General features: G+C 53.4%; 13 protein-coding genes. 5 read left to right on the forward strand and 8 right to left on the reverse strand.

Annotated elements, in window-relative coordinates:
* Nucleotides 1-68 precede the first annotated feature (68 nt).
* Entirely contained in the window at nucleotides 69-6,407 is a 6,339-nt protein-coding gene (locus VN12_RS22040; protein ID WP_146678825.1) for a hypothetical protein, read from the reverse strand.
* A 296-nt stretch (nucleotides 6,408-6,703) separates the two neighbouring features.
* On the opposite strand from VN12_RS22040, the gene VN12_RS22045 reads away from it, so the two are divergent.
* Nucleotides 6,704-9,019, forward strand: coding sequence for a serine/threonine protein kinase (locus VN12_RS22045; RefSeq protein ID WP_146678826.1), 2,316 nt, complete (start codon nucleotides 6,704-6,706; stop codon nucleotides 9,017-9,019).
* Nucleotides 9,020-9,072: 53 nt separating this feature from the next.
* Here the strand turns inward: VN12_RS22045 and VN12_RS22050 are convergent, their stop codons facing one another.
* Complete coding sequence (locus tag VN12_RS22050; RefSeq protein WP_240491224.1) at nucleotides 9,073-9,912, reverse strand: SDR family NAD(P)-dependent oxidoreductase; 840 nt, start codon at nucleotides 9,910-9,912, stop codon at nucleotides 9,073-9,075.
* 49 nt (nucleotides 9,913-9,961) lie between these two features.
* Here VN12_RS22050 and VN12_RS22055 point away from each other — a divergent pair, with 49 nt between their 5' ends.
* Entirely contained in the window at nucleotides 9,962-11,011 is a 1,050-nt protein-coding gene (locus VN12_RS22055; RefSeq protein ID WP_146678827.1) for a transaldolase family protein, read from the forward strand.
* Between the two features lie 274 nt (nucleotides 11,012-11,285).
* On the opposite strand, the gene VN12_RS22060 is transcribed toward VN12_RS22055, so the two are convergent.
* Both VN12_RS22060 and VN12_RS22065 read right to left on the reverse strand, forming a co-directional pair.
* Entirely contained in the window at nucleotides 11,286-13,817 is a 2,532-nt protein-coding gene (locus VN12_RS22060; RefSeq protein WP_146678828.1) for an ATP-dependent Clp protease ATP-binding subunit, read from the reverse strand.
* A gap of 494 nt (nucleotides 13,818-14,311) precedes the next feature.
* Entirely contained in the window at nucleotides 14,312-14,869 is a 558-nt protein-coding gene (locus VN12_RS22065) for a hypothetical protein (RefSeq protein WP_146678829.1), read from the reverse strand.
* Nucleotides 14,870-15,658: 789 nt separating this feature from the next.
* Here VN12_RS22065 and VN12_RS22070 point away from each other — a divergent pair.
* Nucleotides 15,659-16,231 (forward strand): response regulator, encoded by a 573-nt coding sequence (locus VN12_RS22070; RefSeq protein WP_146678830.1) that lies wholly within the window; start codon nucleotides 15,659-15,661, stop codon nucleotides 16,229-16,231.
* Nucleotides 16,232-16,325: 94 nt separating this feature from the next.
* Here the strand turns inward: VN12_RS22070 and VN12_RS22075 are convergent, their stop codons facing one another.
* Together VN12_RS22075 and rpsO are read right to left on the reverse strand one after the other, a co-directional pair.
* Complete coding sequence (locus VN12_RS22075; RefSeq protein ID WP_146678831.1) at nucleotides 16,326-18,767, reverse strand: polyribonucleotide nucleotidyltransferase; 2,442 nt, start codon at nucleotides 18,765-18,767, stop codon at nucleotides 16,326-16,328.
* Between the two features lie 529 nt (nucleotides 18,768-19,296).
* A complete protein-coding gene (gene rpsO / locus VN12_RS22080; protein ID WP_146680038.1) occupies nucleotides 19,297-19,566 on the reverse strand; it encodes a 30S ribosomal protein S15 in 270 nt (89 codons plus the stop codon).
* Between the two features lie 350 nt (nucleotides 19,567-19,916).
* On the opposite strand from rpsO, the gene VN12_RS22085 reads away from it, so the two are divergent.
* A complete protein-coding gene (locus VN12_RS22085) occupies nucleotides 19,917-20,483 on the forward strand; it encodes an RNA polymerase sigma factor (protein WP_146678832.1) in 567 nt (188 codons plus the stop codon).
* Nucleotides 20,484-20,490: 7 nt separating this feature from the next.
* Here the strand turns inward: VN12_RS22085 and VN12_RS22090 are convergent, their stop codons facing one another.
* Complete coding sequence (locus tag VN12_RS22090) at nucleotides 20,491-20,754, reverse strand: DNA-directed RNA polymerase subunit alpha C-terminal domain-containing protein (protein ID WP_146678833.1); 264 nt, start codon at nucleotides 20,752-20,754, stop codon at nucleotides 20,491-20,493.
* A 383-nt stretch (nucleotides 20,755-21,137) separates the two neighbouring features.
* Here VN12_RS22090 and VN12_RS22095 point away from each other — a divergent pair, with 383 nt between their 5' ends.
* Entirely contained in the window at nucleotides 21,138-21,839 is a 702-nt protein-coding gene (locus VN12_RS22095; RefSeq protein ID WP_168164574.1) for a DUF2490 domain-containing protein, read from the forward strand.
* A 68-nt stretch (nucleotides 21,840-21,907) separates the two neighbouring features.
* Here VN12_RS22095 and VN12_RS22100 read toward each other — a convergent pair whose 3' ends face one another.
* Entirely contained in the window at nucleotides 21,908-23,215 is a 1,308-nt protein-coding gene (locus tag VN12_RS22100) for a hypothetical protein (RefSeq protein ID WP_240491225.1), read from the reverse strand.
* Nucleotides 23,216-23,348: the final 133 nt, after the last annotated feature.

Consider the following 23,348-nt stretch of genomic DNA (forward strand, 5'->3'; position numbering starts at 1 on the left):
AATTCGTGCTATGGTTGCACTCGGCATCGTCGATAGCAAATTGCTGCATGAACGCCAATAGCAATGGTTTATCGCTTGGGCGGAGCAGCCTCCCGAACGACCGCTCCCCATTCAGGATGAAGAACCAAAATGGCAAACCGTTCCACATTTTCGAGCTCCCCGACACTCACCGTCGTGTAGTCGAACTGGCCTCGCAAATCGGTATAGCCGTCCTTATAAAAGCGGACGGTTCCGTCCATTCCTCGAGCATAAACCTTGACGTAAGCTCCCTCGACCGGACGTGTTCCACCCTTCTGGAGCACTTGGATTTGCCCGGAATTGCTAGCGAATTGAGTTCGCAGCGAATGAGAATACAGGAGCAAGTTACGCGAGATGCCTCCCGTCACAACTTCGAGCATCAAGTTGGTATTTCGAAATTCGTTGGGAATAGAGAGAGCATGCGTTCCCAACCGAGATTCCTTTTTGACGGTGATGCGATCTTTCCGATTCGACTCAATTCGACTCCATGGCTTGCTTTCCCCGCTTTGAAACGGGTAGCGGCTGAACTGCAACTCGACATCGATGGGATAGTAGCGAATCTCGAAAGATTCCACGTTTCGATATTGGACCGATACGGCATTGCCATCCTCAAGCAATTCCAACGAAGGCTCGGATGCGGATTGCGTGGCGAGGGCTGTTTCACGGTCTCCAAAGAGAATGCGTTCGGACGTACTTTCAGAGTCCGTCGGATCGGAGTCCCTCGCTAGATCGACACCGGATTCCAGGGCATCTCGTTGAGCGATGTGGCGGCGCAACTGTCGAAACAGACTCTCCCATCGACCGTGGGGATAGTCGATATACCTTGCTGCAGTTTTGCTCGCCGACTCGTAGTTCCTATTCAATACAGCCAAATAAGCGTCCATGTAGTCGATCTGCATTTCGGCTCGAGGTTCCTTTTGCGCCAGTGCGACGCGATCGACCTTTTCAAACATCGCCATGGCTTCGTCAATCCGATTCTGCAAAAGGAGGTAGTACACCATGTTCAAGCGATCCATGGGGGCGAGATTCGGTTGGTAGGTGATCTTCTCCAAGACCTGATCATATTGAACCCGAAACGCATCGTTCAATATTTGAGTTTTATCTCCTAGCGCATGAAATCGAGCCAAAACGAGGGGACGGAAGTCATAGTGCTCAAATACCATTCGGGATTCAGCATCGATATCGACAAGATCCGAATGGAAAAAGGGGAATCCAAGCGAGATCCATTCGGTAGCTCCGCTCAAGTGCTCGCGAATTCGATCGCGATCATCATGCTTCCATCCATAAGCCCAAACCCTTGGGTCAAAGCTACCCAATTCCTGCAAAACTCGGATGCACTTCGAATAAAATTCCTTATCGCTTAGTCTCCACAAGATGAGCTGCAAATCGGTTTTTTGAAGGTTGCAATCCTTGAGGTACGCGAGGACTTGTTCGCCGCTTCCCCAAGCCGCGACATACGACCATTCGGATTGATCGATGTCGCTCGGAACCGCTTCAACCCGCAGGTTCATACCCTTTGCCGCTCCGCTACTCTTTTCATCTTGGCTAATTTGAGCTCCCAGCATGCTAAAGTCACCGGACGCAGGCATGTAAAACAGGGAGTTGACTTCTTGAATTCCAAACGGAGCGATTTCTACATCGCTCGCGGTGAGAAACTTTGCTTTCGCCAAAGGTAACGCACCACTTGGCAATTGCTGTAGGATCTGCCCTTTCCAAGGAGTCGGATTGGGATTGGAAACGACGCTTCTCAATCGATAAATCCAACCTTTCACCAACGGCTTATCGCCCCAGGGCTTGTTGGGATCCGCCGTTTGGGACACGGAGTAAATCTGCTGACTTAACAACACGCTCTCAGCCTCGCTCCCGCTTTCAATCGATTGGATTCCTTTCGCGAACAGGACTGCGGGAGTTGGAGATTCGACTCGCCATTCGTTCTCGACAACTTGTACGGTCGCGGCGGTCTGTTCGAACGGTAAATCGAGCATTGCCAAGGCCATGAGAGCCGACGTGCCGGTCTCGGTTGCCTGCTCAAAATATAGTGGTAGCGTGTTTGCTCCATCGGAGGGCTTCGAAAGAAGCTCTATCCAAAAGGAGTTTGGTGGGATGAGTGAAGGCCTTTGCTCCTGTAGCGGAATCTGCAGATAGTGAGTCTCAGCCCATTTGCGCGTCGATTCCATCGTTTCGTATCCGCGTGCGAATCGATCCTTGAAAAGCAATTCGGTTTCCGCCAGACCGCGGAGCGCCGAACGGCTACGCTTTGCTCTCATCTCTTTGTCCACCGCTCCGCCAGCTTCGATAGCGAACTTTTCATCCAACTCGTAATACATATCGCTTCGTCCAGCGAACCCTCCCATCGGACCGTTGGCCCATTGCTTCCCTGCATCGGAGAAGTCCATATGCAGCGAGTTTCGTTCTAATAAATCCGACTTCTCCAATCGCATTGCCGTCATGAAAATTCTGTCCAAATGATCAGCGGGAATTGGATGCGATTCGACCCATTCTCGCATCCAACGCAGCAACCGAGGCTTCACCTCCGGAATGCGATGAGCGAGGAGCACCTTCTCTGCGGCGTTTAATCGCATCATCCGCCAAGGTTCGAGGTATTTTGACAAATCCTTCTCGAGCAAGTAGTCGTCGACGAATTGGTGCACTGACTTGTTTCGAATGAATGGACGGACTACGGCATCAAAAAAAGGACGGTCGTGTCGATACAAGAACAAATTGGCTTCATGGCTGGCAAGCTCTGTGTAGTGCTTTTTCTTTTGTTCCAGCGAAAGTTTGTCCCAGCCCAAGAGTGGTGACCAACGGTTCAAGACAGCATCATTCCCGAGTAAACCATGATAGATACTGGCGACATCTTGGAGGGAAGCAACTAGCTTGACACGAGTTCCTTGTGCATCGGCAATCTTGACGGCTTCCTCGGCATTCACAATTTGCGTCGACTTTTTCTCTGCATATCGATGGCTGGTTGGCAGCGGGCCCGCCAGCCGACGATCGATTGTCGCAACATTGGGTTGAGGCAATGCAATCGTCACGCTTGCGGTATTCCATTCGTCGACAACCACAATCGTAAGCTGACTGAATTCTTTCATCGCGTCCAACGGCAAGTCCAATTCGCCTTGCCCGCCTAATTTCAAATTACTTGCTAAGTAGCTCGGATACTTGAGAAACTCGTACTCCGCGGTTCTCCCGACCGCCATGGAGCCCGAAGCCTGATTTCTCGCATCTTCGGCGGCCATCTTCGGTGATGCAGGTGCGAGCGATGGTAAGTCTTGACCTGCCTCGGGTAACTGTGTTTCGTTGGTCGTTTTCGTCAGTTCCCAAGGTTGCAGGAGCATACTCGGCGCCGGTAACAAGCTCCCTGGATAAAGCTTTGAGTTCCTGCGATCCAGAACATATTGGTATTCTTCATCAAGCTTCAGTGACGAAAGAAAAAGGCTGGTTCCATAAGGAAGGATTTGTGATTGGGGCTTATTTCCAATGCGTCGAAGAGAAGAGAGTGGATTCGACGATGGCAAATAGGTCGACGCCAGGATGTGAACTCGAGCCCCAGGGGTCGCATTATCCACATGGAGTCGCAGTCGCTCCTGATCAATTGAAGGGGGCTGGATGCAAGTAAGCTTGGGGGCTGTCGATTCCGCGATCCATTCCGAGGAAGCGACAACACCATCTTGATCCATTCCTGAGCTAACGGTGATCTCTATCGATTGCTTCGCAATATGGTCGGTAAGGAGATAACGCCCGGGTGGAAGTGACTTTACCACAAGCTTGTTCTTGTCGAGCGATAGATTTCCCTTAAGGTGCCGAATGGATTGCCCCTGTCGAAATTCCTTCAACTCGAATCTCGGAATATCGGATATGCCGAAGGGGACGATCGGTATTTCCGCAACGAGAGGCAATTCCAAGGTGTCGTGGGTTGTTAAGTGAAATACGGAGGGCCAATCTGGCGCAATCGGTCCGATCGGGACAGTCCGTATTTCCATTCCAGGCATAGAAGCTTGAATCGAGGTCACATTCGGAAGGGTTCCGAGTCGAACGATTCCATTCTCATCGGTCGCCACTCGGAATCGCGCGGGCTGAGTGACACCGGATTGTTTACAAAGCACGTCGAGCGGTTGCCGGCCGATCGGCTCGCCGTTTCGACCTTTGACCTCCAGCAAATAACCTTCAGGCGTTTGGCGAACAAATCCGTCGGCAATCTGTGCGAGCTCCGAGGTTTGGTTGAGCAACAACTCCACGCGGTTGGAAACATCTTGAAATGTATCGTTCGAAAGCTTTTTGATTCTCCCTTTCAGTTCCAATTCCACCTTCGCAAGTCTCGGAGGAATCATGAGGGATGGAAGCCATTCTTCATCGTTGGAAAGCTGCGAAATAGCCAGCTCCTGCACCGACTCGATACCATCGTGGTCGGTGGAACGAATGACCAATCGAACTTGTTCAAGTTGCGAAACAGTCGACAATTGCCCGTTGCAATAAAGTGTTGGTCGGATGGCGAGTCGCGGTTTCGCGCCCGTTAACATCTGCTGGGGATCCCCCAGCAGTGCGCATCTTAACGAGTAGTTTTCCGCCGCATGTCGGAACGACTCCCGTGTCGCGAAATCCCCTCGAGACAAAATCAGACGCTCAACCTTATCTTCATTCGAAAAGGGGATAACGATGCTCCCATCCTTGCCTGGGCTATACTCGCGTTCTCCGAACCAAACCGTTGCGGTGGGTGCATGTTTTCCGTCTTGATCGTAAACACGAACGACGTGACCTAAATCGCTCGAGGAATGCAGTCCAACCAATCCACCTTTTTGAATTAACGCTCGGCAACGACGCCCGGATGCGAGTAAATCGACAGCCCAAATCCCTTCGCTTTCGAGCTCGGAAAGAAGAATTTCTTCGCGATGCAATCGATCGGTAGGCTCGGAAAAGCTCAAGGACTTTTCTGCATTCGGGGCCAGTCCATCCAATTCGATACCAGCATGAATACCCTCCGAAGTTCGCGTTAATATTTCTCTCGCATTGAGTTTGTAGATTTTGATCGTGACTTTAGGTGTGTTCTTTAACCAAACGTTGAGCCGAACCTGATCTGTCCCTCGAAATGCATTCGGATTGTTTTCCGCAAAATGGAGCTCGATCCTGTTTTGAAGTTCACGTTGTTGCGAAGGTGTAAACTTTGCATAGTGAACCTTGCTGTCGCCAATTCCAAATAAGATCGATGTGCGAGCTTGAATCGTTTGGAGATAATCTCGATCTAGCCATTTCGAAAATGGTTCGATCGACTCTCCTTTTCGATAGAACTGTTGCAAATATCGTTCGATGAGAGAAATGTCCTCACCGATGGGGGGCAGAGCGCAAGATTCGCGAAAGTCCACGTCGAACCGAACGGGAAAGGAGTTCTGGTTTCGCTCTCGCAGATCCACCCTGGAGATGGGCCGAATATTCGGAATAGCCAAGTAGGCCAAAAAGCGATCCAAGTCATAGTTTTCTGTCTTCTCGTCCAAAAGCAATTGCTGGTACAGGACATTGGCCTTGAGGCTGTTTTGAGAAGGAGGAAGCTTGGAAACGAACTCCCATAGTTCCTTAAGATGTTTGCTGCGAACTCGAGGGTTTTCTAGCGATTCGTAATCGATCGGACGGATGCGGCGCAAGCGTGCCTCGATAAATGCGGAGGATTCCTGCAGCTTTGGAACAAGCTGCAAAAGGGCATCGAGTTGTTCGGCGCTTAGAACACCATGGATAGATGCCCACCCAAAACCACGCGACTGGGGATGAGCCAATTCTTCTGCGATGACATCGACCAGACCAGGAATGTCGGTTCGTTGCAATGCTCCAATCCACTCGGCCTTGTCCGTCTGCGATCGAAGCAAACCGAGCGAAAGAAGAGGAGTCGGGTCTTCGATGTGCGTATAACGGCTTTCTTGGTACGACCGTTTCAATCTTTCTGCCAGCTGCAACTCCCCTTCATTCAACGCAGTTGCCAGTTTTGCCGCTTCATCCTTTTGCGGGGCGGGATGGCTCAATTGCAAGCCATGATTTTGTTCGAGATATTTTCTGGTTGCTTCGGTATTGCGAGAGTATTCGAGCAAGTACTGTCGAAACTCCAGCTTGCTCCGAAGGGGTGTCGATCCCAGCTTTTCTCCCCATTCGTTGAGGTAGGTGCGGCTGGCATCGAGTTGTCCCGAAGTTTGCAAGTGGAGGCAATGATAAAAGAAATAGTTTTCCGTGCCCGGAATCAGCTCGCTCAGAAGTTTGGCTCGGTCTTCTGACAAGGCAAAACGCTCTCGAAATCTCTCCTCCGATCGGTCGTCCGACAGGGACGGAACGGGAAGCCAACCTAACCAGCAGGCAAATAAGCCCGCTGTCGACAGGAGGTGCCAAACTGGATTGCGTCGCAGGATCATCTTCGCGAGCCTTTCGTTTGCCTAGAAAACGGAGAGGGAAATTGTCCGCAGAGGGGATGAAATAGCATACTTCGAAGACGAAACGGAGTTGGAATCGGTTCCAGAAAATCAGGAACTGGCCAACGGTCGTTCGTGTTTAGCCCTTGCGCACCATCCATAACGATGGAAGCAAGTAGGGCGCTTTCAGCTTTGGAAACCGAACAGTGGAGGGACTCGGAACATTTATTTCACCCTCGTCCTCGGAGAAGTACAATAAGATCCACTTTCATTTTTGCACCTCTCCGGGCTCTCCGTTCATGGTTTCGTGGTTAACTGGTTACTTCAAGCATTCGAATCGGCAAGACAAGAGTCTTCGTGGCAATTTGACTTTTGGCCAGACCACGTTTTCCAAGACGTTCCGCTCGACGGGTCAGTTCTTTCGCCAGCATTTGTGGATTTGGCCGCTGGTTGCGTTCGTCATCTTGGCGACCCTGGGATACTTTGTGAATCGTTCCATCAAGCACTCCATTGAGGGGAGTCTTCAATCCGAACTATCCACGTTACTGCACGTCGAGAGATCGATGATGGAAAAGTGGTTTCAAAATCAGGAGTCCAACGCGATCTCTCTGGCGAGTCTTCCTGGCGTGAGAACTGCCGTGCTCCAAATGTTGGATCACCACGAAGCGATCGCAGCAGGCAAGGGGATCGGGGCAGGTGAAAAACCTCGGTCGGAGGAAATTGACGAATGGAATGGAAAGCTAAAGCAACTCTTGTTACCCGGCATGTCGGCACATCATTTCGTCGGGTACATCGTCGTTGATCGCGAACAGCGCGTGATCGCCGCGCAAACAAAAGAGCTCATCGGACAAGTTGTCCCGCAATACTCCACATTTCTAAACACAGTTATGGAGGGAGAATCGACCGTAAGTGTCCCGTTTCCGAGTGCCGTGCTCTTGCGAGATCCGAACGGAGTCTTGCGAGCCGAGGTGCCGACTATGTTTGCATTGTCCCCGGTCCGAAACGAGGACTTTCAAACGGTGGCATGCATCGGATTCCGTATTCGGCCCGAACGGGAGTTCACGGAAATTCTTCAGCTGGGGCAGATGGGAGAGTCTGGGGAGACGTACGCGGTCGACAAGAATGGGTTGATGGTATCGAACAGTCGTTTCGACGAGCAATTGATCATATCTGGCTTGATTCCAGACCGGGAGGGAGCTGTATCGATATTAAATGTTCAAGCTCGCGACCCAGGTGGGAGTCTGATCGATGGATACCGCCCTAAAGTAAGACGAGGGGATTTACCTTTTACGTTTGCATGCACCTCTGCGCTAGAAGGCAAAACGGGTGTCAGTCTCGAAGGACATCGCAATTATCGTGGTGTTCCCGCTGTATCCGCTTGGACGTGGTTACCCAAATACGATATGGGAATCATCACGGAAATCGATGCGAAAGAAGCCTTTCAGCCACTCAGTATTTTGCGCTGGGTATTCTTTTCATTGTTCTTTCTTCTCATTCTCACCGCGGTGGCTATTTTTGTCTTCACCTTGGTCGTCGCCCGAATGCAACAGGAAGCTCGGGAAGCGGCGATCGAAGCAAAGGAGTTGGGGCAGTATCGTTTAGAGACGCTACTGGGTACCGGGGCAATGGGAGTGGTATACAAGGGGCATCATTCCATGATGCGCCGTCCCACGGCGATCAAACTATTGAAGTCGGAAAATGTGAGCCCATCAGCTATCGAACGGTTCGAGCATGAAGTTCAAATCACATGTCAGTTAAACAATCCCCATACCATCGCGATTTATGACTATGGGCGAACACCCGAGGGAGTTTTCTATTATGCAATGGAGTTCCTCGATGGGATTAATCTCCAGTCGCTCGTTGATCGCTATGGCCCCCAGCCGGCGGGACGTGTTGTGGAAATACTCAAGCAGATTTGCAGTTCACTTTATGAAGCCCATTCATTGGGGCTGGTTCACCGTGACATCAAGCCTGCGAACATCATGCTGAACCGAAGAGGTGGTGAATGCGATGTGGTGAAGGTTCTTGATTTTGGTCTGGTAAGGTCGCTCGAGGAAGATTCACATGGAGAGTCGAGCAAAGCAATGACGGGTACTCCCATGTACATGTCTCCCGAGGCGATCCAGAATCCCAAGTCGATTGACGTTCGAAGCGATATCTATTCGCTGGGAGCGGTAGGGTATTTTTTGCTGACTGGACAGTCTCTCTTTCAGGCCACCTCGCTTGGCGAGCTTTTCCAGCATCATATCGATTCGGTTCCACTCCCACCTTCCCAGCGGAACGGGGTTTCCGTCGACCCGCAATTAGAAGGCGCAATAATGGCTTGTCTGGAAAAGAGTCGAGCCAATCGTCCTCAGACGGCCAAAGACTTGGCGATCAAACTCGAACTGGTCGCAGCGAACGACGATTGGTGTCGAGAGAAGGCGGAGGCTTGGTGGTTGCAACATGAACGGGAAAGTCGTCACGAACGCGACGTGTCGCACGGAGACGATGTACAACGAAGTTCTTGGCCGAGTGCACCAAGCAGTCCTGTCGCGAACGGGGGGCCGGTGGCTCCCAGTGCGAAAACGGTCTCAGGGTTTGAGACAACGATGGTCCATGGCGAATCAGAGTGATAGGTTGCTAGAGTGGTGCGAGGTAACGCATTGCGAATAAACGAACGGCAATGTTATGGGTTTTGAAGCTGGGAAAAGGTCGGATGAGCGACGGCGTCCCATTGGTCGCCGGAGTAGATCGATCGCCCTCCATCGACGGGTAGGGCGACGCCCGTGATGAAGGGTTGCTGCGCGAGAAAGACCGCTGCATTCGCGACATCGCTTGGGGTGCCATGGCGTTTCAGCAAACTTTGTTGACGAATTCTTTCTGCCGCGTCCGCGGAGATACTCGCGTCCAGCATGACGGGACCGGGCAAGATAGCGTTGACGCGAATACTAGGATTGCGCGTTGCCAATTCCACGGCGAGGGAGCGGGTCATGGTTTCGATGCTTCCCTTTCCGACGAAATAAGGTGCAAAATGACAGTAGGGGCGATGCACCGCCCAATCTCCGATGAGCAGAATTGCCCCTCCCGAGGGTTGCGTGGCCATGTGCAACCCTGCAGACCGGGAGCAGAGGAAAGTTCCCAATGTGTTGACTTCGAATTGCCGGCGAATGTCTCCTTCCGAGATCTCCTCGAAAGTTGTCCAGTCCCAGATTGCGGCCGAATTCACGAGGACGTCGAGCCGCCCAAAGCGTTCGACTATTTGCTGTACGGCTCGTGGGGCAAACTCTGGATCGTTTACAGGTCCTTGCACCACCAGTGCGTCAGTTCCTCGCGATTGCAGCTCGTCTGCGTACGCGTTGGCTGATTCGATCGATTGATTGGCATGGAGAACGATCCGGTAACCTGCGAGGGCGAACGCGTGCGCAATCGAATGACCAACACGTTTCGCACCGCTGCCCGTCACCCAAGCGACCGGTTTCGCTAAATCGGCATTCGGCACTCCATCCCCCGAGTCATTCCGTTTCAAGGTATACTCCGATTGTAATCTCGCGTTCACGCAAACAGGAAAACTGAATATGACCAATGCACCAATCGCATCGCTGATCGAAGCTGGGACCAAGCTTTATCTGGACTCAATCGACCCTGCCCTCGTCGTGCAAAACATCGCGTGGGGGGCCGTTGGCGCGACCAGCAATCCGATTATCGTTTCAGGGTTAGTTCGTTCAGGACGATTCGATGACTTGATCCGATCCTTTATAGCAGAAGGACAAGATGACGAGACGATCTGCTGGCGAGTGACCGATCGATTGGTTCGCGATGCCCAAGAGGCGTTCTTGCCCGTCTGGAAAAAGACGGGCGGCAACGCGGGTTGGGTGAGTTTTGAACTAGATCCGCTTTTGGAAGACCCAATCTTGGGGATGTCGCACGATACTCGGGTAGCGCGTTATATCGAACTGGGAAAAAAGTGGTCGCAGGGACACGAGAATCGCATGATCAAAGTTCCAGCCACACCAGCGGGTATCGACGCGTTGGAAGAGTTGGCTGCCCATGGCGTGACATTGAACGTGACGCTGATTTTCACTCGTCGGCAGTATGAGCAGGCGCGAGACGCTGTTTGGCGCGGTGCGAAAAGGCGTACTCAATTGGATCGATTCAAGAGTGTCTACAGCATCTTCGTTTCACGAATCGACCAGTACACGTCCGAAAAGTGCCGTCAACTATCCGCCCAAGCCCAGGGGGAGTATGGAATCCTCAATGCGAAACGTATTTGGCAACACAACCAGTCGTTCTGGAGCCAACATTCCACGCCACTGGAGCAGGAGATCATCTTTGCCAGCACCGGCACAAAGAATCCATCCGATGTTCCTTGGAAGTATGTCTCGGCGTTAGCGGGATCGGATATTCAAACCAATCCACCCGAGACCAATATGGCGGTAGCTGCGAGCCAGGAACGATTTGTTTCCCGCGTTGCGGCTTCGGTTGCTCCCGAGATTCAACAGGAGCTCGATGCCGCCGTGGACGTGGAAGATTTGGAGAAGACGCTCATGGAACAAGGAATTGCCAAGTTCGTGGCTCCCCAGAAGCAACTCCTCGCAACGATCGCGGAGAAGCGTACGGCGCTGTGAGAATCGCCGCTGTGAGAATCGCCGCTGTGAGAATGGCCATCGTGCACCCGCTTGAACGCATAGGTTGCGATCGGGATGGCTCGCGAATACGATCCGGATGGAAGGGACCGATGGTGAGAGCGGGCCGGAAGGCCGCCACAGAGAATCGAATTAATCCATCCGCACGGTCCGAGACGACCGTCGCATCACAAGCATTTCGCAAGGCATTTCCCAGAACAATTGCAACGAACTGTTCTGGGAGCGTTGGCCTATTGCTGCGAAGGAAGGTCCCGCTTTAGGAGGCGGCGGTAGCGGTTTCCGAAGCGGGAGTCTCTCGGCTCTCGCTCTTGAACTCGAGCCGTGTGACTTTGCCGTCCGCATCCTTGAACGCTTCCACGATGATCGTGTTTTTGCCTTCGAAGGTGCCGCGGAGAAGTTCTTCGGAGAGTGGATCTTCGACACGTTGTTCAATTGCACGGCGAAGTGGTCGAGCTCCGTAATCGAGGTTCGAACCCTGCTTGATAATGAATTCCTTCGCTTCATCGGTGAGGATGAGGTCGAATCCACGATCTCGCAATCGCTCTTTGACCTTCGACATTTCGAAATCGATGACTTTCTTCAGATCCTCTTTATTGAGGTGCCGGAAGATGATGACGTCATCAAGACGGTTGAGGAACTCGGGACGGAAGACTCGTTCGATTTGGTCCATCACACGTGCCTTCATGCTATCGTACGACGCATCGTTATCCGGTTTTTGGAAACCGAATGCCGACTCGTTCTTGATCGCTTCCGCACCCGCGTTGGTAGTCAAAATGAGGATGGTATTTCGGAAGTCAACGTTGCGACCAAAGCTGTCGGTCAGACGTCCTTCTTCCATCACTTGCAACATCATGTTGAACACGTCGGGGTGAGCCTTTTCAATTTCGTCCAAAAGGACGACTGCGTAAGGGCGGCGACGTATCTTTTCTGTCAGCTGGCCACCTTCTTCGTAACCAACATAACCAGGAGGTGCACCGATGAGCCGGCTCACGTTGTGCTTCTCCATGTACTCGCTCATGTCGATATGGATCAGCGCATCGGAGTCACCGAACAGGGATTCCGCGAGGGCTTTCGCCAACAGCGTTTTACCAACCCCGGTTGGACCCGCAAAGATAAAGCAGCCGGTAGGACGCTTCGGATCCTTGAGGCCGGAACGGCTGCGTCGGACGGCCTTCGCCACCGCGCTAACCGCTTGATCTTGGCTGACGACGCGTTTGTGAAGCTCCTCTTCCATGTTCATCAACCGGAGGGAGTCTTCCGTGGTGAGACGGGTAAGAGGAATACCGGTCATCTTCGAGACAACCTCGGCAATGACTTCTTCGTCGACGACGCCATCCGTTTCGCGGCTCTTTTCTCGCCAATCGCGGGTGATCTGCTCTTTCTTGCGTCGCAGCTTATCCGCTTGATCGCGAAGGCTGGCTGCCTTTTCAAAGTCTTGATTCGCGACGGCGTCTTCCTTCTCTTTGTTGAGACGTTCGACTTCGTCGTCGATATCCTTCAGATCGGGCGGCTTGCTCATCGTGCGGAGACGGACACGAGCCCCAGCTTCGTCGATGACGTCGATCGCTTTATCTGGCAAGCATCGAGCGGTGATGTATCGCTCGCTCATCTCAACGGCAGCAGCGATCGCATCGTCGGTGATTTGAACACGGTGATGCTCCTCATATCGCTCTTTCAAACCTTTCAAGATCTGAATGGTTTCCTGGGTACCGGTCGGTTCGACCATGATTTCCTGGAACCGTCGCGCGAGGGCGTTATCCTTCTCGATGTATTTTCGATACTCATCGAGGGTGGTCGCTCCGATGCACTGGATTTCGCCCCGAGCGAGGGCAGGCTTTAGAACGTTGGCAGCGTCGATTGCACCTTCGGCCCCACCGGCACCCACCAGGGTGTGGAGTTCGTCGATGAAGAGGATGGTGTTCTTCGCGCGGCGAACTTCGTTCATGACCGCTTTGATGCGTTCTTCGAATTGTCCTCGGTACTTCGTTCCGGCGACCATCATGGCCAAGTCGAGCACAACGATGCGTTTGTCGGCCAAGATCTCAGGGACCTCGCCGTTGACGACACGTTGCGCAAAGCCTTCGACAATTGCCGTTTTCCCTACCCCTGCTTCCCCGAGAAGAACGGGGTTGTTTTTCGTGCGTCGGCAAAGGACTTGGGTGGCGCGTTCGATTTCTCGTTCGCGGCCGATGACCGGGTCCAGTTTGCCTTGACGGGCGAGTTCGGTGAGATCGCGACCGAAGCTATCGAGAGCCGGCGTCTTGCTCTTTCCACCCTTGGACGATGCGCCGGGTTCGGAGGGGTTGTTCCCCTCTCGTCCGCCGCGCTCTCCGACTTCGGCGCTTTCCATACCATGGCCGAGAAGATTGAGGACTTCCTCTCGCACGTCGTCTAGTTTCATGCCCAAGTTCATCAGGACTTGAGCGGCGACCCCTTCTTGCTCTCGGAGCAAACCGAGCAGGATGTGCTCGGTGCCGACGTAGTTATGGTTGAGGTTGCGAGCCTCTTCCATGGAATACTCGATGACTTTTTTCGCGCGAGGAGTTTGGGGGAGCTTGCCAATGGTGACCATTTCCGGGCCACTTTGGACGAGCTTTTCGACTTCGAGACGAATCTTGCGAAGGTCGACATCTAGGTTTTTGAGAACGTTCGCTGCAACCCCGCTTCCTTCCTTCACCAAACCCAAAAGGATGTGTTCGGTTCCGATGTACTCGTGGTTGAATCGTTGTGCCTCTTGGTTGGCAAGCTGCATCACTTTGCGAGCGCGGTCAGTAAATCTTTCGTACATTTCAAAACCTTTCGTAGGTTGCCCAAGCCTCCGCGCTGGCGAGCATCGGAGCCTGGCCTAGGGGTGATTCGTTGTCTCTATTGTTGCCGTCGAATAGACTCTGTCCATGCGTCAAGGACTGACCGCAAGGGGCTATCTACCATCGTCCAGCTACCATCGTCCGGTACTACCTAGCGATCGTGCGAGACCAGCCTGCAACGTTTAACCGACGATTGCAATCGTGTATCGCCCAGATGCGACTGGGCAATGCAAACGCCGTTCCATCCATTCTGGCAGTCGACGCGTCGATCGCTTGTCATTTGGTCGCGTCGCACCTCCGAGCCAAGCGCGCAAGCTTGCCTCACGATCTGACGCCATCCACCCCGACCTCCATTGTGAAGAATCAGAAGCAGTCCTTTATCGGTTCGATTCATCCGCATTTTCCGAAAAAGCGGAAGTTTCTCGCATTGCGGAGAGAACAGCGAACCCGCATGGTAGCGATCGTAACTCTTTTGTCAGGGAGTGGGAGGGGGGAGAGGCTTCGATTGTCGTTTCCCTCGCAAGCATCGCTCCTTTTCCGTCGCGATCTCCTGGGACCAACGGGCTGCTAAATCCCTTCGTTGCAACTGTTGAATTGCTTCGAGCGCAGGGTCCCATCGTCCGGTTCGTCGGTAGACGGAAACCAGAAGCAAAGCCGATTCGATGTCCGAGGGATGTTTGGCCAAATTTTCCAAAAGGCACTTTTCGGACTCGAAGTAGGAAGCTTGGAGGTAGGCCGATTGGGCGAGGAGCAGGTTTTGGTCGCGATGCTTCCGAGTGTCTTGCTCTGGCAATTCCCCTAACCATGCGCTGGTGAGCGCTGAGCGGAGGATGCAGGCCGCGACCGTCAGCCAAAGAATCCGGACGAGCCACACGTGGAGCCACTCTGGCCAAACGAATGTAGCGATCAAGAGGAAGCAAACGAACCACGCGAACGCGATGGCGGTTACCAACGCGGACGACTCGGAACGGTTCCAAGTCCGGAACGCACCTGGCCAAGTGATCGAGAGGGTTCGTATGGCAAAAGGGAACATGGACCGGAGCGATGGCGAAATGGAGACGACGCGAACCTTGGAAGACTACCAATTTCCCAACACGGTGCGGAGAGCAGTTTTGGGCTCCTCCGTGCGGTTTTCGGAGGCCTCCCTACCGAAATCCCTTCATCAATTCCGTGAAGAATGTGAAGAAAGGTTGAAAAATACGTTGTTGCGATCAGTTGCGAGCAACAAATCGCTCGTAGTTAAACAACCGAAGATTCTTTCTAAAGTAATCCCCCGGTTTGAATCGAAACTAGGTTCAGAACGGCCTTTTCTGTTCTGGACGACTCGCAGGAGTCAATACCAGTACGGGGAAGCTACCGGGCTGAATTAGGGGGGAAAGTGCATGCAATCCGCGCAATTTGTGCGGAGGCGGCTATCGATTTGAACGTACGAACTTCGTGTGCGAACAAGTGGATTAGTCAGCCGCTCATCTTCTGCCCTGACCAAAGCTTGGTCTGCCATACAGACAGGTAACTCTGCAAGCGGAACGGAATCGAACCGTCGTAGGGGTGCGGTCGCTCGCGAACGTTTCATTGGCGAACTGTTTGTCCTCACAGGAAAGCTTTGCACCGTCATCGTTGGGAACGGAGTTCTAACGATTGCAACGCAAAGTGGTCGTTCACGATTGTTAAGCCCAGACCCAGTTGTTGGGCGTGGGAGGTACGTTCGGCCTACTAAGGCCACGTGCTCCGGCGTCTAGCTAGGGCGAATACTGTCAAGCACAGAACATCACCATGACTGTGCGGACTCACTCACTATTGGAAGGTAACGGAGACCAAAAATATGAAGGTGTTCACCACAGGCCAGGTCGCGAAGATCTGCAAGGTGGCCCCGAGAACCGTTAGCAAGTGGTTCGACTCCGGCCGTCTCAAAGGATATCGCATCCCCGGCTCGCAAGACCGACGTATCCCGCGAGAATATCTCATCAAGTTTTTGAAGGAGCATGGTATGCCCCTCGGAGACTTGGAAGATGAGGCCATGGCCAAAGTCCTGATCGTTGCGCAAGATCAGGTCTTGATCGAAAACTTGAAGCGAGAACTCCCACTTGAGAAAAGCTTCAAAGTATCGGTTGCTGCTAGCGGTTTCGAGGCAGGCATTCAAGCCGAAAGTTTTCACCCAGATTGCATGATTGTCGACTTCTCAGTCGGCAAGCTAGAAGCATTGCAAATCTGCCAAAACCTACGCAAGAATTCAGATTTCACTGAAATCATTCTGATCGCTCTGCTTCCCGACGACGGCAATACGATGAGCTTCGATCGGTCGAGCATCAACGAGACGTTCAAGAAGCCATTTGACGCACGTCTTTTGGCAGAGCGTCTCCGCACCTTGATCGGTGCGAAGAAAGAACTTGTATAAGTCGGGGCATTGCAACCGCACAAATAAAAAAACCTCCGCTGTACCAGCGGAGGTTTTTTTTAGTCATTTTCGATGCAGATAAAACGTCGACGAGCTACCGGCGGTCCCCGCCGCGATCGCCACCGCGGTCTCCACCGCTGGACCGGCCGCCGCCACCGCCACTGCCACCACCGCTACCGCCACGGCTTCGGCCCCGTCCGCCACCGCGTCGGAATCCGCCTCCGCCTCCCCCGCTGCCACCGCTGCTTCCACGATCACCGCCTCGGTCACCGCCTCGGTCACCGCCTCGCCCGCGACCTCCGCGATCTCCCGTGCGTGCTTCGGTCCGTTCTGGCCGATCGGCTCGCTCTGGCTTTTCATCAAAGCCAATGTCATCGCCGAGATCATCGCCACCGAAGTCATCGAGATCGTCTGACTCTTCCGATGGTGCTGCGAATTCATCTTCCATACCCAGCTCTTCCAATGCTCGGCGTCGGGAGAGCTTCACGCGGTCGTGATCATCGATGTCGATGACGATTACCTTCATCGCATCCCCGACCTTGCATACCGAGTCGACACTCGCGACATAGCCGCTGGAGAGTTCGCTGATGTGGCAGAGTCCGTCCTTACCGGGGAGGATTTCGACGAACGCGCCGAAGTCCCGTACGCTCGAGACGATCCCATCATAGATCTTGCCGATTTGGACCGTTGCCGTGCAGGCCTCCACGCGACCGATGGCTCGCTTCGCCGACTCGGCGTCTGCCGAAGCGACAGTTACATTGCCTTCATCATCGACGTCGATGGTCACTCCGGTTTCTTCCTGGATCGCTCGGATGTTCTTACCACCAGGACCGATCAACGCGCCGATCTTGTCGGGCTCGATCTTGGTTCGAAGCAATCGAGGTGCGAAACGGCTGGTTTCGCTGCGCGGACGAGGAATACACGTCAGCATCTTGCGGAGAATTTCGATCCGAGCTTCACGCGCTTGCTTGAGCGTGCCACGGATGATTTCTTCGCTAACGCCTGGGATCTTCAGATCCAACTGGATTCCGGTGATTCCGTTTTGCGTTCCCGAAATTTTGAAATCCATGTCGCCGAAGTGATCTTCGTCACCGATGATGTCGGTGAGCAGTACATGCTGGTCTTTTTCACGAACAAGACCGATGCTGATCCCTGCGACGGGGTTGGTGATGGGAACCCCGGCTGCCATCAATCCGAGACAGCCACCGCAAACGCTGGCCATCGACGACGAACCATTGCTCTCGAGGATGTCGCTGATCACACGAATTGTGTAAGGGAAATCTTCGGGGTCGGGAAGCACGGCTTCCAAGGATCGTTCTGCAAGCATCCCGTGGCCAATTTCTCGGCGGCCCGGTGCGCGAATAGGACGGCACTCACCCACGGAGAATGGCGGGAAGTTGTAGTCCAGCATGAATTTCTTGCTGTACTCATCCACCAATCCGTCGACGCGTTGTTCGTCTCGCGGTGTACCAAGAGTCACCGTAATGAACGCTTGGGTCTCACCCCGTTGGAACAGAGCCGTACCATGCGTGCGAGGAAGCAAATCGGTTTCACAGTGGATGGGTCGCAAACTCTTCGCGTCGCGACCATCGGAACGTCGCCCCGAAAGAATCAAATCGCGAACAACTTGATTTTCCAAAGTGTGCCAAACGTGGCTGAGTTGGTTGGTACAAATGGCCCCTTCGGCGGATGGGTCGGGGATCAAAGCCGAGACCGCTTCTGCTTTGAGCGCCGAGCAAGCTTCGTTGCGAGCTTGTTTGCCTTCGATTTGCTTCGCTTCCTTGAAGCGTTCGTAGTAATCCGCTCGCAGTTTCGCCATCAGTTCGGTCGTATCTGGCGAATCAAAAGTGGTCTTGGTCGGTTTGACCTTATCGAAGAACTCGCGTTGAAGTTCGATCACTTGCTTGCAGACATCATGTGCAAACTTGATCGCTTCCAACATCTCCGCTTCAGGCATTTCTTGCGCGAAGCCTTCGATCATCATGACTTCTCGTTCGTTTGCCGAAACGATCATGTCGAGTTCGCTCTCTTCGAGTTGAGCGTGGGTGGGGAACGCAATCAGCTTGCCTTCCACTTTGCCAACTCGGCATGAAGAGATCGGGCCTTGGAAAGGAAGTGGACTGATAAACAAAGCCGCTGCAGCGCCGTTCATGGCGAGAACGTCAGCGTCGTTTTGAACGTCCGAACTCATCACAATCGCCTGGACTTGGACTTCGTCAATGAACCCGTCTGGGAAGAGGGGGCGGATAGGACGGTCGATCAAGCGACTGGTGAGCGTTTCTTTGGTCGTCGGGCGACTTTCCCTTTTGAGGAAACCGCCGGGAAACTTACCCGCTGCTGCGAATCGTTCGCGATAATCGCATGTGAGCGGGAAGAAGTCAGTTCCTGGACGGGACGGGCCGGTCGTCGTCGCGATGAACACGACAGTATCGCCGTATTGGCATACGACGCTGGAAGTGGCTTGCTTGGCCAAAGCCCCTGTCTCGAACGAGAGAACCGAATCGCCAATTTGTTTTTCTACACGAATCTTTACCACGAATTTCTTTCCTTCCAAAAACCTATGCCGCTCGCGCGATGCTCAAGAGACCGGGAGTGGCTTCTGCAAAAATCAAGTCAACAATCGAGCGACCGCAAGACGGCCGAAACTTCTTCCCCGAAATGCAACAGCAGCCGGGACCAACTACGGGCTCCGAACCGAGAGCTCGCAAGCCATCCAAACCCGCCACTCAAGCGGGAAACACACCAAGCGTCTTCACGACAACGCATTCCACTGCGTCTTTTGCAGCGCATTTTGTCGACGCCGCTGCAAAAACACCTTCCAAACAACAATCCTGCCTGACATTCCACGCAAAACTGTGAAACCAACCGATCGCGGGACAAGAAAGCTCGGCGATGTCAACGCGTCAGAGCACGCTAACCCAGCGGATAACCATCCAAGCAATACGGCACCAGAAACCAGTCACTACTTCAGGCGGACCATCCCATGCAAGTCCGCGTTCAACGTCAAATCACTTGGAAAAGCGAGCAAGGGCTGGTGAGAACCAGCCCTTGTCGCGATGAATTCATTACTTTCGAATGTTCAGCTTACCGATGATTTCCAAATATCGCTGCGGATCATGCTTTCGGACATAATCGAGCAATGATCGACGCTTGCTAACCATGCGAAGGAGGCCGCGGCGACTGGAATAGTCACGAGGGGCGGCTCGCATGTGCGAGGTCATCGAATTGATTCGCTCGGTCAAAAGAGCGATTTGGACATCCGCGGAACCGCTATCAGCTCCGCTCTTCTGAAACGCCTTGATCAGTTCTTCTTTTCGTTCTTTGCTAACGGTCATTCGCCAACCAATTACCTTGGGTCCAGCGGTGTTCGACATGTTCCGAACACCAGTACATCCTAGTTTTTAAACCATAAGATCGTGGAATCCTAGCTATTTTTTTAAGCTTTGCAACGGCAATTTCTCGGGCGTCATGTATAGAATATTGGCCGGAACCTCGCGGTTCCTTCCGAATTCGAATCCTCGCCCCCGCAAATCGTGCCTGAATGCTCTTCCCCCGCTCCTCGCCAACTCCATTCGCGATTTTCGCTACCGTTGGCTGCTTGGGCCCCATTTACCGCAACAGGGTACCCATCTGCGGCTGGCTCGATGGGCCAGCACTGCCTGAGTAAATTGAGGCGCGGCTTCTAGTGAACGACGAAGACGAATTGATCGAGTCGGCATTGGCCGGGGACAGCAGTTCCTTTGAAATTCTGGTTTTTCGCTACCAGGACAGGCTTTTTACCGCGATGATCAGCGTCGTCGGCGGGGCCGAAGAAGCCGAGGATGTGGTTCAAGAAGCCTTCATCCAGGCATACCTCAAGCTGGATACTTTCCAACGAAACAGCCGATTCTTCACGTGGCTGTACCGTATCGCGTTCAATTTCGCACTGGCCCGCCGACGCAAGGCGAGGAACCTGGTTTCGCTCGACGAAGCACGGGAGAACGTCGGCCACGAGCCTGAATCGGAATTGGATGCCCCCGATAACCGAATGACTCGCTTCGAAGACGCCAAACTAGTGCACAATGCTCTGGCCCTGCTGACCGAAGACCATCGCGCCATTCTGGTCCTCCGCGAAATGGAAGACATGGCGTACGAAGAAATCGCCGAAGTCCTCGACATTTCCATCGGCACGGTTCGCTCAAGACTCAACCGCGCTCGATTCGCCCTCAAAGCCCAATTAGAAAAGTTCCCGGAGTGGAACCCCAAAGCTTGAGGAATCGCTACCGAGGCTTTCGCCAAGTTCGATGGTAACCGAGCCGCTCTAGAGACTGATAAACCTCTTCCAACGTCTTCTCACCAAAATTCGCTATGCTCAGCAGAGTCTCCGGAGTGCTGTTGAGTAGATCCCGCACGGTGAAGATCCCTTTCTCTTCCAAGCAATTTGTCGTGCGAACCTGAAGCCCTATCTCCGCTGTGCTGAGGTCCAGTCGCTCCTTGAGAAGGCGGGCTTGTTCTTCGGCCTGGCTAATCGGTACCCGAGTCATTCGAATCACTCCTCCGTGATGGGGACATTCTTGTCCATTTGAAAAGATGCAAATCATTCGCTATCGATCGCAACGCATTGACAATCGTTGCACCGAAGTAGTGTGTGGACCCAATATACCAACCCACTTCTTTTTTGCACCCGTTGTGTACGAAAATATCCATGCATGACTCCCACTGAGCTCCCGTATGAACATGTGGCGAATGCTAGCGTTTGGGTCGCGGGCAGGATTTGTTTTCCATGCTCCTTCTCTCGGAATATCCAGACATCCTCCCGAACCGGAGCAACCGAACTTCGCGTTACGGTCTGGCCTTACGCAGCGATACTGACGAAACCAAAAGCACCGTTTGCCCCTTTCATTCTCCCTACCCAGCCGAGGAAAGTATGCTTCGACATCTCGTGCTAACTTCGATCGGTCTGATCCTCACGATCCTGGGGTCTGGACGGTGTTTAGCGCAGACCTTGGATGACACGGGAATGTGGTTCGCGGCTTTCGGAAGTGGGAAGATCCGCCCGATGGAGACGGAGTCGCCTTTCCGATGGTGGTTCGACAGTCAGCTTCGATTGGCAGACGATACGGACGGCTTCCAGCAGAGCATTCTGCGTCCAGGGGTCGGATATGACGTAGTGGAAAACCAAACGGTATGGGCGGGATACGCTTGGATACGGACTTCGCCAGTCCTCGGCCAGGATTTCGATGAGCATCGTTCTTGGCAGCAATGGACCGCATCCCCTGGAGTCGGCGATTGGAAGCTCCTACACCGAAGCCGACTCGAGCAACGATGGGTCGAAACGGGGGACGACGTCGGGCATAGGTGGCGTCAAATGCATCGAATACAACGAACCCTCACACGAGCACCTCAATGGTCCTTGATCGGATGGGACGAAGCCTTCATGCAATTCAACGACACCGACTGGGGTGCCAAAGGAGGATTTGACCAGAACCGAGCCTTCCTCGGGGTTGGGTTCAAACGATCACCCGACTCCCGAGTTCGCACAGAGATCGGATATTTAAACCTATTCCTCAACCGGCAAGGGGCCGAGGATCGGATGAATCACATCCTGTCTTTCAACCTCTTTTACTGATCAATCGCCACCGTTTCTCGCAATGGAAATGCAACGCATCCGCCGAAGGAAAACGTGGTCGTTGTCGCTTAGCGAAGGAGATCCGGTTTGGTCTCTTGAACGATTTCCCGTATTTGCTGACGTAGCTCAGGGGTCAGATGGCGGTACTCTTCATCTTGATTGTCTCCCTGGAGAATCGCGTTCAACTGCCCGCCGATGGCATCGCGAAGCGAGGGGGACATCGCGTCGAAAGCATCGGAGTAGATCAAATAACTGAGGGGGTACTTGAACATCCGCGATAGCATATCGAATTCCCGCAATGAACGCCCTTTCGAATCCTTGGGGCCGCGCTTCAAGAAGTCTTGAGCGAAGCCACTTGTGCCGGACACGTTGGAGGTCAACGCGAACTCCTTGCAGAAAAGAAGACGATCCACGACTTCCTTCGCAATCATGCCCAATTGCACCGAACGCTCCGCTGGATCTTGGTTCGCATCCTCATGCTCCAACGTCCGAACACGGAAATCCGCTAGGGTGATTGTATTGTGAGTTTGTGTTTGATGTTCAAGGACCATCAACGCGTGGATGTCGCTGTGGGGCGTCAGGTACTTGCTAACATCGAACAGCTTATCGAGCGACGAAAGATTCGCGAACCGAGTCGTATCGAGCATCCCGCCTTGCAAATAGCCGTTCCCCATGTGTTGCATGGACCCGTGAAGGCCTGTCACGTACCATCCTCCCCAGCGCCTGGAGAATTCGCTCGTTTCATCGGTAACGAAAGCCTCTCGCTTCACATCGTAATCGCCGTCATAGTTGGGGTACCCACTGCGGACCGCATGGCCGGGCACTCCTTTGGTCATACTCGTCGCGTGACACCCCAAACACTGATAGGTCTCTTGACGAATTCGAGGAAGTCGAAAGCCCATCCGAAATGAATAGAAGGTGGCTCCTAGCTTTGGGTCGTTGGTGGATATTTCGACAAGGGAGCTGCCGGGAACCGAGCCGACATAGGTGTCGTCGTTGAAATAGATGGCGCGAGGATTACGAGGGGAAATATGCTGAACCTGCAGGCTCGTTTTCGAAAACACGAGCACTTGCGAACTCTCGGGGATCTCAAGATGCTTCAACAGCGATCGCAGATACCCTCGCTCGCCATCCTGCTCGAGAGCAACGTCCCCTTTCTCCATCGCTGCAATCAGTTTGGAGACTCGATTGTTCGCTTCGGTATCGGAATAGCGAAACGGTTCCTTCTCAAGATCCCCCGAGACAAACTGAGCGTTCGAGTTTCGTCCCAAGCCCAGCGCAAGAACGAGGACCGCCAAGCCAAAACGAAAGGACACGAGTCGCGCGCGCGGGTGGGAGTGGGAGTGAGGGTGGGGGTGGGGACAGTTATTGCTCATCGATTCCGTCATCCAAGTTGCCTGCGTTTGTTTCTATAGCGGAAGCACTGCTAGAACGTTCCCAACAATCCAACCTGCGATGCTGAAACTGAGCGCCACCGTGAGCCAACGAACCAAACGATGTTTTCAAGAT

Origin of the sequence: Pirellula sp. SH-Sr6A, assembly GCF_001610875.1 — a bacterium.
GTDB lineage: Bacteria > Planctomycetota > Planctomycetia > Pirellulales > Pirellulaceae > JBKCUI01.

Coding starts and splice junctions, on each gene's coding strand:
- VN12_RS22045 (WP_146678826.1), top strand. CDS start 6,704: ATGGTTTCGTGGTTAACTGGTTACTTCAAGCATTCGAATCGGCAAGAC.
- VN12_RS22095 (WP_168164574.1), top strand. CDS start 21,138: ATGCTTCGACATCTCGTGCTAACTTCGATCGGTCTGATCCTCACGATC.
- VN12_RS22040 (WP_146678825.1), bottom strand. CDS start 6,407: ATGATCCTGCGACGCAATCCAGTTTGGCACCTCCTGTCGACAGCGGGC.
- VN12_RS22090 (WP_146678833.1), bottom strand. CDS start 20,754: ATGACTCGGGTACCGATTAGCCAGGCCGAAGAACAAGCCCGCCTTCTC.
- VN12_RS22100 (WP_240491225.1), bottom strand. CDS start 23,215: ATGAGCAATAACTGTCCCCACCCCCACCCTCACTCCCACTCCCACCCG.
- VN12_RS22060 (WP_146678828.1), bottom strand. CDS start 13,817: ATGTACGAAAGATTTACTGACCGCGCTCGCAAAGTGATGCAGCTTGCC.
- VN12_RS22070 (WP_146678830.1), top strand. CDS start 15,659: ATGAAGGTGTTCACCACAGGCCAGGTCGCGAAGATCTGCAAGGTGGCC.
- rpsO (WP_146680038.1), bottom strand. CDS start 19,566: ATGACCGTTAGCAAAGAACGAAAAGAAGAACTGATCAAGGCGTTTCAG.
- VN12_RS22065 (WP_146678829.1), bottom strand. CDS start 14,869: ATGTTCCCTTTTGCCATACGAACCCTCTCGATCACTTGGCCAGGTGCG.
- VN12_RS22055 (WP_146678827.1), top strand. CDS start 9,962: ATGACCAATGCACCAATCGCATCGCTGATCGAAGCTGGGACCAAGCTT.